This is a genomic window from Aeromicrobium duanguangcaii (assembly GCF_024508295.1).
Taxonomy (GTDB): Bacteria; Actinomycetota; Actinomycetes; order Propionibacteriales; family Nocardioidaceae; genus Aeromicrobium; species Aeromicrobium duanguangcaii.
Map to the genome: position 1 here is coordinate 2273706 of NZ_CP101990.1, position 11890 is coordinate 2285595.

General features: G+C 71.2%; 13 protein-coding genes. 4 read left to right on the top strand and 9 right to left on the bottom strand.

Annotated features, from left to right (window positions below; all coding sequences use genetic code 11):
• Nucleotides 1-3: 3 nt before the first annotated feature.
• Complete coding sequence (locus NP095_RS11260; protein ID WP_304523554.1) at nt 4-2280, bottom strand: catalase; 2277 nt, start codon at nt 2278-2280, stop codon at nt 4-6.
• A gap of 121 nt (nt 2281-2401) precedes the next feature.
• Here NP095_RS11260 and NP095_RS11265 point away from each other — a divergent pair, with 121 nt between their 5' ends.
• A complete protein-coding gene (locus tag NP095_RS11265; protein WP_232418801.1) occupies nt 2402-2584 on the top strand; it encodes a hypothetical protein in 183 nt (60 codons plus the stop codon).
• Nucleotides 2585-2609: 25 nt separating this feature from the next.
• Here NP095_RS11265 and NP095_RS11270 read toward each other — a convergent pair whose 3' ends face one another.
• On the bottom strand, nt 2610-2870 hold the full coding sequence (locus NP095_RS11270; RefSeq protein ID WP_232418800.1) for a metal-sensitive transcriptional regulator: 261 nt from the start codon (nt 2868-2870) through the stop codon (nt 2610-2612).
• 100 nt (nt 2871-2970) lie between these two features.
• On the opposite strand from NP095_RS11270, the gene NP095_RS11275 reads away from it, so the two are divergent.
• From NP095_RS11275 to NP095_RS11285, 3 genes are read left to right on the top strand one after another with little or no spacing between them, the layout of a single operon-like run.
• Complete coding sequence (locus NP095_RS11275; RefSeq protein ID WP_232418799.1) at nt 2971-3360, top strand: carboxymuconolactone decarboxylase family protein; 390 nt, start codon at nt 2971-2973, stop codon at nt 3358-3360.
• Entirely contained in the window at nt 3360-3521 is a 162-nt protein-coding gene (locus NP095_RS11280) for a hypothetical protein (RefSeq protein WP_232418798.1), read from the top strand. Before NP095_RS11275 ends, NP095_RS11280 begins: the two co-directional genes overlap by 1 nt.
• Before the next feature lie 42 nt (nt 3522-3563).
• Nucleotides 3564-4646: a carboxylate-amine ligase gene (locus NP095_RS11285; RefSeq protein ID WP_232418797.1), complete on the top strand. Its 1083-nt coding sequence runs from the start codon at nt 3564-3566 to the stop codon at nt 4644-4646.
• Nucleotides 4647-4694: 48 nt separating this feature from the next.
• Here NP095_RS11285 and NP095_RS11290 read toward each other — a convergent pair whose 3' ends face one another.
• The 7 genes from NP095_RS11290 to NP095_RS11320 all read right to left on the bottom strand — a co-directional run bounded on the left by NP095_RS11290 (nt 4695) and on the right by NP095_RS11320 (nt 11873).
• Nucleotides 4695-5873, bottom strand: a complete 1179-nt coding sequence (locus NP095_RS11290; protein ID WP_232418796.1) for an alcohol dehydrogenase catalytic domain-containing protein — start codon at nt 5871-5873, stop codon at nt 4695-4697.
• Nucleotides 5874-5933: 60 nt separating this feature from the next.
• On the bottom strand, nt 5934-7808 hold the full coding sequence (locus NP095_RS11295; RefSeq protein WP_232418795.1) for an FtsX-like permease family protein: 1875 nt from the start codon (nt 7806-7808) through the stop codon (nt 5934-5936).
• The gene (locus tag NP095_RS11300; RefSeq protein WP_232418794.1) at nt 7805-8557 is read right to left on the bottom strand and encodes an ABC transporter ATP-binding protein; all 753 of its coding nucleotides are present in this window, start codon (nt 8555-8557) and stop codon (nt 7805-7807) included. The genes NP095_RS11295 and NP095_RS11300 overlap by 4 nt, the downstream gene beginning before the upstream one ends.
• 127 nt (nt 8558-8684) lie before the next feature.
• Nucleotides 8685-9368, bottom strand: a complete 684-nt coding sequence (locus NP095_RS11305; protein WP_232418793.1) for a response regulator — start codon at nt 9366-9368, stop codon at nt 8685-8687.
• Nucleotides 9365-10615 carry a sensor histidine kinase gene (locus NP095_RS11310; protein ID WP_232418792.1) on the bottom strand — a complete coding sequence of 417 codons (1251 nt, stop codon included), beginning with the start codon at nt 10613-10615 and terminating at the stop codon, nt 9365-9367. The genes NP095_RS11305 and NP095_RS11310 overlap by 4 nt, the downstream gene beginning before the upstream one ends.
• A gap of 151 nt (nt 10616-10766) precedes the next feature.
• Nucleotides 10767-11324 (bottom strand): DUF488 domain-containing protein, encoded by a 558-nt coding sequence (locus NP095_RS11315; RefSeq protein ID WP_232418791.1) that lies wholly within the window; start codon nt 11322-11324, stop codon nt 10767-10769.
• A gap of 87 nt (nt 11325-11411) precedes the next feature.
• Nucleotides 11412-11873, bottom strand: coding sequence for a DUF4383 domain-containing protein (locus NP095_RS11320; protein WP_232418790.1), 462 nt, complete (start codon nt 11871-11873; stop codon nt 11412-11414).
• Nucleotides 11874-11890: the final 17 nt, after the last annotated feature.

An 11890-nucleotide genomic window follows, 5' to 3' on the forward strand; every position in this document is an offset into this window, starting at 1 on the left:
CATTCAGGAGACCGCGACCGGGAAGCGATCCCAGACGCGGTGCGAGGCCATGAGCTCCTGCACCTGCGTGAACACGGACGCGGCGTCGTCACCGGTGACGACTCCGGGCAACTGGCCGGAGTAACCGGCGGCCTCGAGCGCGGCCGTGCCGTCACCCCAGGCGCCGATGACCTTCGCGTGACGCCACACCTCGTCCAGCAGCAGCTGGACGCGGGGGTCGAGCGCGGGGCCGCTCGGGGCACCGCCCTTGTCGTCACGCGACCCGTGCGAGTCGGGCGCCGGCATCGGCCGGCCGGCCAGCAGCAGGACGTCGAACTCGACCGAGCGAGCCGTCGCGAACGTGCGCTGGACCTCGATGCCACCCACCGTGCCGCCGTGCGGCCCGATGATCAACGGGACCATCCCGGCGGCGAAGATCGTCGACTTCAGCGCCTCGACCCCGCCGAGCTCACCGTCCTCGTCGACGACGATGCCGACCATGCGGCCGTCGGCCGGCCACGTGCCACCGACCTGCGAGAGCGCCGGGCTCGGCACCTCCTCGGTCAGCGGGACCGTCGGCTCCGGGGCCGGCAGGCCCAGCGAGGTCGCGACCTCGCTGCACAGCACCGGATCGATGTTGGCCAGGCACTGCAGCTGACGTGCCTTGATCGTGTTGTCGTAGCACTTGCCGAGCTCGAACGAGTACGCCCGGATGATGTGCTCCTTCTCGACCGGGCTCATGCTCGCCCAGAACAGCCGCACCTGGCTGAAGTGATCGTCGAAGGTGGCCGGGTTCTCGCGTACCTTGGTCGACTCCGCGACCCGCACGGGCAGGTCCTCGAACGCGCGGTCATCGGCACCGGCGAAGAAGGGGCAGCCGCCGTCGAGCGTGTTCGGCTTGTACGGCGCCACACCCGCGTGGTCGGCGTGCTGGTGGTACCCGTCGCGCAACATGTCGTTGACCGGCGCGTGCGGCCGGTTGATCGGAATCTGGTTGTAGTTGGGTCCGCCCAGCCGCGTGAGCTGCGTGTCGATGTACGAGAACAGACGGGCCTGCAACAGCGGGTCGTCCGTGACGTCGATGCCCGGGGGCAGGTGTCCGGGGTGGAACGCGACCTGCTCGACCTCGGCGAAGAAGTTCGTCGGGTTGCCGTTGAGCGTCAGGCGGCCGATCGGCTGCACCGGCGCCAGCTCCTCGGGCACGATCTTCGTCGGGTCGAGCAGATCGATGCCCGCGAACTCCTGCTCCGGGTTGTCCTCGAAGACCTGGATGCCCAGCTCCCACTCGGGGAACGCACCCGACTCGATCGCGTCGAACAGGTCGCGACGGTGGAAGTCCGGGTCGATGCCGTTGATCAGCTGCGCCTCCTCCCACGTCAGGGAGTGCACGCCGAGCTTCGGCTTCCAGTGGAACTTGACCAGGGACGTCGCGCCCTCCGCGTTGATCATGCGGAAGGTGTGGACGCCGAAGCCCTCCATCATGCGGTACGAGCGCGGGATGCCGCGGTCGGACATGTTCCACATGGTGTGGTGCTGAGCCTCGGTGTGCAGTGAGACGAAGTCCCAGAAGGTGTCGTGCGCGCTCTGGGCCTGGGGGATCTCGCGGTCCGGGTGCGGCTTGCCGGCGTGGATCACGTCGGGGAACTTGATGCCGTCCTGGATGAAGAAGACCGGGATGTTGTTCGCGACCAGGTCGAACGTGCCCTCGGGCGTGTAGAACTTCGTGGCGAAGCCACGGGTGTCGCGCACGGTGTCGGCCGAGCCTCGCGAGCCCAGCACGGTCGAGAACCGCGTGAACACCGGCGTGGTGACGCCCTTTTGCAGGAAGCCGGCGTGCGTGACGTCGGCGGCGGTGCCGTAACCCTCGAAAACGCCGTGGACACCCGAACCGCGGGCGTGGACGACGCGCTCGGGGATGCGCTCGTGGTCGAAGTGCGTGATCTTCTCGCGGAAGTGGTGGTCCTGCATGAGGATCGGCCCGCGCGGTCCCGCCTTGAGCGAGTGGTCGCTGTCGCGCACGCGCGCGCCCGTCGACGTGGTCAGGTACGCGCCCTGCTGGGTGCGCGCGTTCTCCTCCGTGCCCGCGGGGGCGCCGGTGGCGGTGCGCATGTCCGGGCTGCTCTGGTCGGGCTTCGGCGGCAACGGCTCACGCGGCTCCGTGGGCTCGTCGAAACTCGCCGGCTCCACGCCGGGGCGGCCGGGAGGCTCGGGCGTCGCCATCTCGGCGGCCTTGTCCATGGCCTTCTCTGCCGTGCTCTCGACGGCGTCCTTGATGTTCTTTGCTGCCTTGCTGGGGTCCATGAAGTGGTCGCTCCTCAGGTTGGGTGACCCATGTCAGGTACCCACGTCCCGGCGATCCATGCGCGCGCCTCCGAATCACCCGACCGCGATCGGGTACTTCCCCTGCAGAAGGAGGAATCACATGAACCACGACCCCCACGATTCCGAGCACGAGGACCAGGACGAGGCGTCCGGCACCGTCAGCGAGAGCTCGGCGGACCCCACTCCCCCGGCCACCGACGCGACCACGTCCGAGGACGTGCACGACACACCCCAGGAGCCGACCCGGCCCGACGTCGCGGACCAGGACGAGAACCACGCCTGAGCGCTGAGGCCCCGCTGGGGGCGGGTCACGCCAGCGCGAGGAAGAGTTTCTCCATCTTCTTGGCGTCGACGCTGTCCGGCCCGCCCTCGACGAGGCACTTCTGCAGGCCCGTCGCCACGAGCGCGTAGCCGCCGCGGCCGATCGCCTTGTTGACCGCCGCCAACTGGGTCAGGGCGTCCTCGCACTCCGCACCCTCCTCGAGCATCCGGATCACCGATGCCAAGTGTCCGTTGGCTCGCTTCAGTCGCAGGGTGATCGCCTTGACCTCGTCGGGCTCCAGTTGCATCGATCGTTCCTCTCGTTCCGGTTTTGTATCCCCCCAGGGGGTTCTGTTATCGTACTACACGTATCCCCCCAGGGGGTTATTCACACGAATCGAGAGAACCATGACCGACTCCCCCACGACGGGCTCCCCGCACGGCAAGGCCGTGCTCCGCGAGCTCTCCCCCCAGCACCGCCAGCTGCGCAAGGCCATCCCCGACGTCTACAAGGGATTCGCCGAGCTGTCGGGCGCGGCGTTCGCCGACGGCGACCTGGACCGCAAGACCAAGGAGCTCATCGCGCTGGCCATCGGTGTCGTCGAGGGCTGCGACGGGTGCATCGCCTCGCACGGCCAGTCGGCCGCTCGCGCCGGCGCCACCCGCCAGGAGGCCGCTGAGGCGATCGGCGTCACCTTCCTCATGCACGGTGGCCCCGCCACGGTCCACGGCGCCCGCGCCTACGAGGCGTTCTGCGAGTTCGCGGACGCCGTCGACGCCAGTGAGCAGGCCGTCTGATGTGCCGAGCGACGTCGTGCAAGACCTGCGGCAAGACCACGTGGGCCGGTTGCGGCAACCACGTGGCCTCCGTGAAGGCAACGGTCCCGGCCGCCCAGTGGTGCGGTGGCCATGAGGACCCCGACAACGACTCCTGGTTGAAGCGCCTGCTGGGACGCTGAGCCCGCGCGTTTGGGTTCATTACCCGCGGGTACGTTGGGCCCGTGCACACCGTCGGAATCGAAGAAGAGCTGTTCGTCGTCGACGACGAGGGGCGGTTGGTCGCCGGTTCCGAGGCGGTGTTGCGGGCCCATCGTCGGCTCGAGCCCGGCGATGAGCTCGACCACGAGCTGTTCCTGCAGCAGGTCGAGATCCAGACTGATGCCCACGCGGACCCCGACGCGCTGCACGACGACCTGCTCGCGCAGCGGTCCTCCGCGGTCTCGGCGGCGCGCGCTGCCGGGCTCCACCTGGCCGCCGTCCCCGTCGACGTCCTCGGCGGGACGGAGCCGGCTCCGACCCCGAAGTCGCGCTACGAGGAGATGATCTCCCGCTACGGCGAGATCGCGCGCAACGGGATGACCTGTGGCATGCACATCCACGTGCAGGTTCCCGACGAGGACGCCGTGCGCGTCATCGACAGCCTCCGCCCGTGGACGCCGATCCTCACCGCCCTGTCGGCGAACGCCCCCTTCTTCAACGGCCGCGACACCTCGCACGCCAGCTGGCGCGGGCACCTGTGGGACACCTGGCCCACCGCCGGTCCGGTCGAGGCGTTCGGCGACCACGCCACCTACCGGGCGATGGTCGACGGATGGATCGCCTCGGGCGCGGCCCTGGACGAGCACATGGTCTACCTCGACGCCCGTCCGGCCGAGAGCTACCCGACCGTCGAGGTGCGTGTCGCCGACGTCTGCACCGAGGTCGACGACGCCCTGCTCGTCGCCGAGGTCACGCGCGGCCTCGTCGCGACCATCCTGTCCGGCGGGCTCGACACCGGCAGCTGGCGCCTCGAGACGCTCAAGGCCGCCCGCTGGCGGGCCCGGCACGACGGCCTCGAGGGCGCCCTGCTCGATCCCACGACCGGGACGTTCGTGGCCGCCGAGCAGGCCCTCGAGTCGCTGCTCAAGGCCACCCACCAGGGCCTCGCCGAGACGGGCACGACCGAGCGCGTCACCGACGGCGTCCATCGCCTGCTCACCAGCGGCAACGGAGCCGTCCGCCAGCGCGCCGTCGCCGGCGCGGACCTCGACCTCGCCGCCGTCATGGCGGACCTGATCCACCGCACGAACCCGAAGCACGACTGAGCCCTCCCCCGCCTGACGGCGGGAGAGGGCTCGGTGCGTCGGCGTCGGTCAGGGCTTGAAGAGCACCTTCACGGTGTTGTCGGTCTTCTCCTGGAAGCTCTTGTAGACGTGCGGCGCCTCGTCCAGCGGCACGCGATGGGTCGCGAAGTCGCCCAGACCCAGCGGGTCGGACGAGTCCTCGGCGAGCGGCTTGACGTCGTCGACCCAGTGCTTCACGTTCGCCTGGCCCATCTTGAGCGTCACCTGCTTGTCGAACAGGATCTGCAGCGGGACCGGGTCGACCGTGCCGGCGTAGACGCCGATCAGCGAGATCGTGCCGCCGCGGCGGACCGCGTCGACGGCCAGGTTGAAGGCGCTCATCCGGTCGACGCTCACGGTCGTCATGGCCTTACGGGCCAGGAAGTCGGGCAGGAACCCCACGGCGGTCTGCGCCGCGGTGGCCACCGGCGACCCGTGGGCCTCCATGCCGACCGCCTCGATGACCCCGTCGGCGCCACGGCCACCCGTGGCGTCACGGACGATGTCGGCCACGTCGACCTTGGTGACGTCGTAGGTCTCGGCGCCGCGCGCAGCGGCACGCGCCAACCGCTCGGGGACGAGATCCACGGCGATGACGCGGATGCCCTCGAGCAGCGCCAGCCGCACGGCCATGTCGCCGATCGGGCCCAGCCCGATCACCAGGAGCGTGTCGCCCGGGTTGACCTGGGCGTACCGCAGCGACTGGTACGCCGTGGGCAGCACGTCGGACAGGTACACGAAGTGCTCGTCATCGAGATCGGACTCGATCTTGATCGGCCCGTAGTCGGCGTGCGGCACGCGCAGCAGCTCGGCCTGGCCACCCGGGACCGCGCCGTAGAGGCTGCTGAAGCCGAACAGGGCTGCGCCCATGCCCTGGTCGCGCACCTGCGTCGTCTCGCACTGCGTCTGCAGGTTGTGGCTGCACATCCAGCACGAGCCGCAGGCGATCTGGAACGGGACGACGACCCGGTCGCCGACCTGCAGGTTGCTCACGCCCGAGCCGGTCTCGACGACCCGGCCCATCGGCTCGTGGCCCAGGATGTCGCCCGGCGTCATGAACGGTCCCAGCACCTCGTAGAGGTGCAGGTCCGAGCCGCACAGGCCCGTCGTCGTCACCTCGATGATCGCGTCGGTGTCCTGCTGGATCGTCGGGTCGGGCATCTCCTCGACTCGCACGTCGCGCTTGCCCTGCCAGGTCACGGCCTTCATCTATCCACCTCTTGCGTCGAGAATCTCGGTCTTCGAAAGACGTACCCATCACCGGTGGGACTACACGGGGGCGCCCGCCGTGAGGCGCCGTCCCGACACGATCGGCAGCAGGCTGACGGCGATCACCGCGCCCACCAGGCCCACACTGATCGGCCAGTTCACCGCGGGCACGACGGTGCCCAGCAAGCCGTAGGCAGCGCCGACGAGCGACGGCAGCACGCACGCCACTCCGATGACGATCGCGGTGAACGCCACGACCAGCGACTCCGTCGCGACCATCGCCAGCAGTTGGGTGCGGGTCGCGCCCGTCCGGCGCAACAGCCGGAACTCGGCGGCGCGACCGGCGGTGAGCATCACCAGGGTGTTCGCGGCGACCAGCGCGCTGAACGCCAGCAGCACGAGCAGCAGCACGTCGGACAGACGTTGCCCGTCCGCGCTCGCGTCCGTCGCATGTGCGACGTGCTCGTCGACGTCCACGGCCGTGATGCCCTGATCCGCCAGGGCATCGCTGACCGATGCCTCGGCGCCATCGGCCACGGACACCAGCGTCACCGGCTCGGCCCCCGACGCCGGCAACGCGGCGGGATCCATCATGAAGTCACCGAAGCCCAGGCCTCGCTCGTACACGGCGACGATCGTCGCCTGCACCTCGTCGCCCCGGCCCATCCGCAGGTCGACCGTGTCGCCCACGCCCTTGAAGCCTCCGATCATCGCGTCGCGACTGACGGCGATCGTCGCGGGACCGTCCAGATCGTCCAGCGAGCCCTCACGCACCACCGGGTCGACCAACTCGGTGTCCCCGCCCAGCGCCAGGACGCTCGACGACTCCCAGGCGAGGAAGCCGATCGAGTCGTCCTCGTCGGTCTTCACGTCCACGGGCACGCGCGTCATGGTCGCGACGGAATCGACGCCCGGAGTTCCGGAGATCCTCGCCGCGTCACCGCGACCGGTTGGCTCGATCACGAGGTCGGCGGCGAGTCCGTCGCCCAACTGTCGGCCTGCCGCCTGGGTGGCGGTCATCGCGAAGCCGGTCTGCACCCCACCGAGAGCAACGAGCAGCGCCAGCGGCACGACCGCGGTCGTCAGCCGCCGCGAGAAGCCGCGCGCGTTGAGCAGCGCCAGGGTCGACGCGGCGCCCGCCCGGCCACCGATGAGCCCCAGCGCGCGGCTCGCGACGGTGTGCACCAGGCGCGATCCGGCGACGGCCACGGCGGCCAGGAGCAACAGCGCGGAGGTCGAGCCCATCGCGCTTGCGAGGGTGCCCGAGACCACGAACGGCACGCCGGCCACCACCAGTCCCGAGACGAGCAGGACACCGGCGACGATCCGCCGGGTCCGGCCGAGTCCGGGTGCCTCGACGCCGGCCTGGCGCACGGCGCTCGCCGCTCCGTCGGACACCTGGCGCGACGCCATCAACCCTGCGGCCAACGCCGCCGGGACGAGCATCAGTACCGTCGCGACCGGCGCGGCCCCTGACAGACCCAGCTCGAACCCTGCGGGCACGATGCCGCTGGAGATCAGCAGCCCGGTCAGCCACGGTGCGGCCAGCAGGCCGGGAACGACACCGACCGGGATGGCGACGGCGGTCACCAGCAGCACCTCGGCCACGACCATCGACCTGACCTGGCGCGGCGTCGCCCCCACGGTGCGCAGGAGAGCGAACTGGCGGCGTCGTTGCCGCAACGACTGGCCGAATGTCGCGGCCACGAGGAACAGGGCGATCAGGACGGTCGTCCCGGCGAAGGAGGTCGAGACGGCGAGCAACTCGCCCGCACCGGGCTCGACCGCTCCCTGGGTGCGGCGAATCCCCGCTTCGACCCAGGCGCCCGTGGCCGTGAGCAGGGCGGACGCGAGGACGACCACCGCGAAGCTGCCGGCGATGCTGGCCCGGTGGACCCGCGCCGCGGCGCGCGCCGAGGCCCACACGACGCTCATCGGGCCAGCTCCAGCATGCGGGCCGCGACCAGGTCGGCGGTCGGGGCCTCGAGCCGGTCGGTGAACCGACCGTCGGCCAGGAACAGGACCTGGTCGGCGACTGCGGCGACCTTCGGGTCGTGGGTCACGAGGAGCACCGTCTGACCCAGCTCGCGCGCGGATGTCACCAGCACGTCCAGCACCTGCTCGGCCGTTCTGGAGTCGAGGGCTCCGGTGGGCTCGTCGGCGCAGACGATCGTCGGCCGCGTCACGAGCGCCCGGGCGATGGCCACGCGCTGCGCCTGTCCCCCGGACAGCTCGCCGGGCAGCCGCCGCTCCATCCCCTCGAGTCCCACGGAGGCCACCAGCTCGGCCCGCCACGCGGGGTCGGGGCGGCGACCCGCCAGCAGCAGGGGCAGGTCGATGTTCTCGGCGACCGTCAGGTGCTCGATGAGGTTGTACGCCTGGGCGACGAACCCGATGCGGTCGCGCCGCAGCCGGGTCACCGCGTCCCTCGACAGAGTCCCCAGGTCGACCCCTCCGACGAGGACGTGACCGCCGGTGGGCGTGTCCAGCCCGGCGGCGCACTGCAGGAAGGTCGACTTGCCCGAGCCCGACGGGCCCATGACCGCCGTGAACGAGCCCGGCGTCAGCGCCACGGAGACGCCCTGCAGGGCCGAGACGGTCGAGTCGCCGTCGGGATAGGTCTTGTCGACGTGGACGAACCGCACGGCGGTGTCCGATGGTGTGGTGAGCGGCGCGGTGGTCATCGCGGTTCCCTTGCGTGTGGACGGACCCGGGTGGTCCGTGCATGTTTCACGCTAGGAACGAACGGCCGTCCGATCGAGCCGCTTCGGGAGGCGTTCGCGAAGTTGCATCCTTCGATGCAAGCGGTGCTCAGCGCTCGCGCGGGCCGGACGGATCGATCGTCACGATGCGGTTCTGGTAGGCCCAGACCACCGCCTGCAGGCGTGATCGCACCCCGAGCTTGGGCATCATCCGCGCCAGGTGCGACTTGACCGTCGAGACCTCGAGCACGAGCTCGCGGGCGATCTCCTCGTTCGACATCCCCTCGGCCAGCAGCATGAGGATCTCGCGCTCGCGGGGGGTCAGCAGGTCGTCGGCGCGCTCGGCGGTCACCGGCTGCAGCCGCCGGCGGCTGTTGAACTCGGCGATGATGCGCACGGTCAGCGTCTCGTCGATCGTGCCGTGCCCCTCGGCGACGCGGCGGACCGCTCGCACGATGATCTCGGGCTCGGCGTCCTTGAGCAGGAAGCCCGCGGCCCCGGCCTCGAGGGCGCCGAAGACGTAGTCGTCGAGGTCGAAGGTCGTGAGGATGACGACCGGGACCTCGGGGTCGGCGTCGGGGCCCGACAGCTCGCGGGTGACGCTGACGCCGTCGAGGCCGGGCATCCTGATGTCGAGGCAGGCCACGTCGGGACGCAGCGACCGCGCCAGCTCGAGAGCCTCACGACCGTCGGACGCGACGCCCACGACCTGGATGTCGGGCTCGGCGCCGAGCAGCGCCGACAGGCCCGCCCGGACGAGCGGCTGGTCGTCCGCGATGAGGACCCGGATCATGCGTGCTCCCCTTCGGTCGTCGCCGCACCCGGTTCGCGTGGCAGCGTCAGGCGCACCCGCCAGCCGCCGTCGACCGTGGGGCCGTGCTCCAGCCGCGCCCCGACGAGATCGGCCCGCTCCTGCATGCCGCGCAGGCCGAAGCCGCCGCTGGAGGCGGCCGGGACCTCGGACGAGGCCGCGTTGTCGACGGTCACGACGACCTGATCGGGGGCGCGGTCGTCGACCTCGACCCGGCACGGCGCGCCGGGCGCGTGCGACCGCGCGTTCGCGAGCGACTCCTGCACCATCCGGTAGGCGGCCAGCTGGGCCAGGGGGCCGACCCCGGCGGCGGTCGGCAGCCCGGTCGGCCCGTGGAGCACGACGAGCTCGACACCTCCGGGTGCCGCTGCGGCCTGCTCGACCAGGGCGGGGAGGGTCTCGATCGACTCGACCGACGTGTGGGCGGCGCCGTCGTCCCGCAGCAGGCCGACCAGGCGGCGGAGGTCGTCCAGCACGGCGCGGCTCTGGCCGCGAACCTCGCGCACGGCGGCGCGGGCCGCCTGCGGATCGGTCTCGATCTGCCGGTCCACCGCGGCCAGCATCACGGCGATCCCCGACAGGTGGTGGGCGGCGATGTCGTGCAGCTCGCGCGCCATCCCCGTGCGCTCGCGGGCGATGGCGGCCTCCCACCGCGCCTCCTGCTCGCGGACGATCGCCTCGGCCTCACTGCGGTGGGCCTGTGCGGCCGCCCGGCGTGATGCGACGAAGACCGCGACGGCGGCGGGTGCGGCCACGACGACGGCCGCCTGCAGGACTCCGGCGACGATCACCGACATGCTCCCGGCCGAGCCGCCCAGACCCGGCGCGATGATCGCGGCCGCGACCAGGCCCGCCGTTCCGACGAGGGCCCACCGGACGGACTCGGCCTGCGAGACGCTGACGGCGCGATAGACCGCCACCACCACCGCCAGTGACGTCAGGCCCGGCGCCGCCTCTCCGGCGACGAGTGACACAGCGAGGCCCACGGCGGCGACTGCCAGCGGCACGATGGCGGGGCGGGTTCGGGCGCCGAGCAGCACGAGTGCCTGCAGCGTCAGCCCGGCCAGCAGCAGCCACCAGCGCGCCTCGTCGGGCCCAGGGACGTCGCCCGTGCCCTCGCTGTCAGCGGCAGAGACGAGAGGCAGGGCCACGAGACCGGCGAGCGCGACGATCCAGGTGATCCCGGCCGCGAGCGCATCACGGGAACGCGGCGTCACTGCGGGGGTCACCGGGACATCGTCGCATCGACGGGTTCAGTCGGTCCGCTCCCGGGCGAGGAACGAGAACTTTCCGTCCTGCTCCAGCACGGCCCACTCCAGGTCGTCGAGGCTGCGGATGCCCTCGGCGCGGGCGCAGCCACCCTGTCGATCGAGCGACAGGTCAGTGCTCGCCGACCGCGTCCGCCTCCGGGTAGACGAGCCCCTCCCCCGCGATGCGAGCCCCGGCCGAGGGCTCGTGCGGCTGACGGCGCCCGTCGGGCATGACGTGCTCGACGGGCAGGTCGTGCACCAGCATCGCGACGTCCGAGATGAGCCGGCGGTGGCACCGCCACCAGACGAGCTCCGAGCACATGACAGCGACGCGAGAGCTCCCGGCGAGCTCGACGACCTCGGACATCGCGGCCTGGAACTCCGTCGTCCGGGTGTGCGCGGCGTAGGCCCGGAAGGCCTCGACCCGCCACCACCCGTCCACAGCCTCGTCGCCCGGTGGGACGCGGCGCCGGCCGCCCAATCGCTCCTGCCAGACGTAGTCGATCCCCTCGAGGGGCAGGAAGACATCGAGGGAGTCGCGGGAGACCTCGGGATTGCGCCGGCTGCCGGGGAACCGGCGGACGTCGACGAGCGTCTGGACTCCGGCAGCGCGCAGACGATCGGCCAGCTCATCGCGGGTGGACGTGCCGTGACCGATCGTGAGCAACGGGCCGGCGGAAGCGCTCATCGCGCTCCCACCGGCCCGTCGTTCAACGCCGAGCGCGCCACGGTCCGCGTCCCTCCACGCCGGACCGGGCGCCTCGCGCGTGCCGGATCAGTGACCGGTGTGGCGGCCGGTGTCACGACCCGTGGTGCGGCCGAGGTCGCGGGCCTCACGGCTGAGCAGCACGCCCAGTCCGATCATCGCGACTGCCAGCACGAAGTGCAGCCAGTCGTCGGCCGTGTTCAAGGGGATGAAGTTGGCGTCGTGGTGCTTGTCGATGAACAGGCCGTAGAGCCACAGCAGCGCGTAGATGACGCCGCCGCCGATGAGGTACGCCCGAGCGGTGCTCCACGCACGCGCCAGAGCCAGTCCGGCGACACCGAACAGCAGGTGGACGATGTTGTGCAGGATCGACACCTGGAAGATCCCGAGCAGCTTGGCCTCGGACTCGTGGCCGGCGAACTTCATCGTGTCGTAGTCACTGGTGATGCCCGGGATGAAGCCCAGGATCCCCACCACCAGGAACAGGGCGCCGACCACCGTGGCGGCGGTCTGCATCTTCGTGGCGGTCATGGATGAGGGTGTTGCCA

What these genes read in the sequence shown, in the direction of transcription:
- NP095_RS11260 (WP_304523554.1), bottom strand. Translation starts at nt 2,280, where the DNA reads ATGGACCCCAGCAAGGCAGCAAAGAACATCAAGGACGCCGTCGAGAGC.
- NP095_RS11265 (WP_232418801.1), top strand. Translation starts at nt 2,402, where the DNA reads ATGAACCACGACCCCCACGATTCCGAGCACGAGGACCAGGACGAGGCG.
- NP095_RS11270 (WP_232418800.1), bottom strand. Translation starts at nt 2,870, where the DNA reads ATGCAACTGGAGCCCGACGAGGTCAAGGCGATCACCCTGCGACTGAAG.
- NP095_RS11275 (WP_232418799.1), top strand. Translation starts at nt 2,971, where the DNA reads ATGACCGACTCCCCCACGACGGGCTCCCCGCACGGCAAGGCCGTGCTC.
- NP095_RS11280 (WP_232418798.1), top strand. Translation starts at nt 3,360, where the DNA reads ATGTGCCGAGCGACGTCGTGCAAGACCTGCGGCAAGACCACGTGGGCC.
- NP095_RS11290 (WP_232418796.1), bottom strand. Translation starts at nt 5,873, where the DNA reads ATGAAGGCCGTGACCTGGCAGGGCAAGCGCGACGTGCGAGTCGAGGAG.
- NP095_RS11295 (WP_232418795.1), bottom strand. Translation starts at nt 7,808, where the DNA reads ATGAGCGTCGTGTGGGCCTCGGCGCGCGCCGCGGCGCGGGTCCACCGG.
- NP095_RS11300 (WP_232418794.1), bottom strand. Translation starts at nt 8,557, where the DNA reads ATGACCACCGCGCCGCTCACCACACCATCGGACACCGCCGTGCGGTTC.
- NP095_RS11305 (WP_232418793.1), bottom strand. Translation starts at nt 9,368, where the DNA reads ATGATCCGGGTCCTCATCGCGGACGACCAGCCGCTCGTCCGGGCGGGC.
- NP095_RS11315 (WP_232418791.1), bottom strand. Translation starts at nt 11,324, where the DNA reads ATGAGCGCTTCCGCCGGCCCGTTGCTCACGATCGGTCACGGCACGTCC.
- NP095_RS11320 (WP_232418790.1), bottom strand. Translation starts at nt 11,873, where the DNA reads ATGACCGCCACGAAGATGCAGACCGCCGCCACGGTGGTCGGCGCCCTG.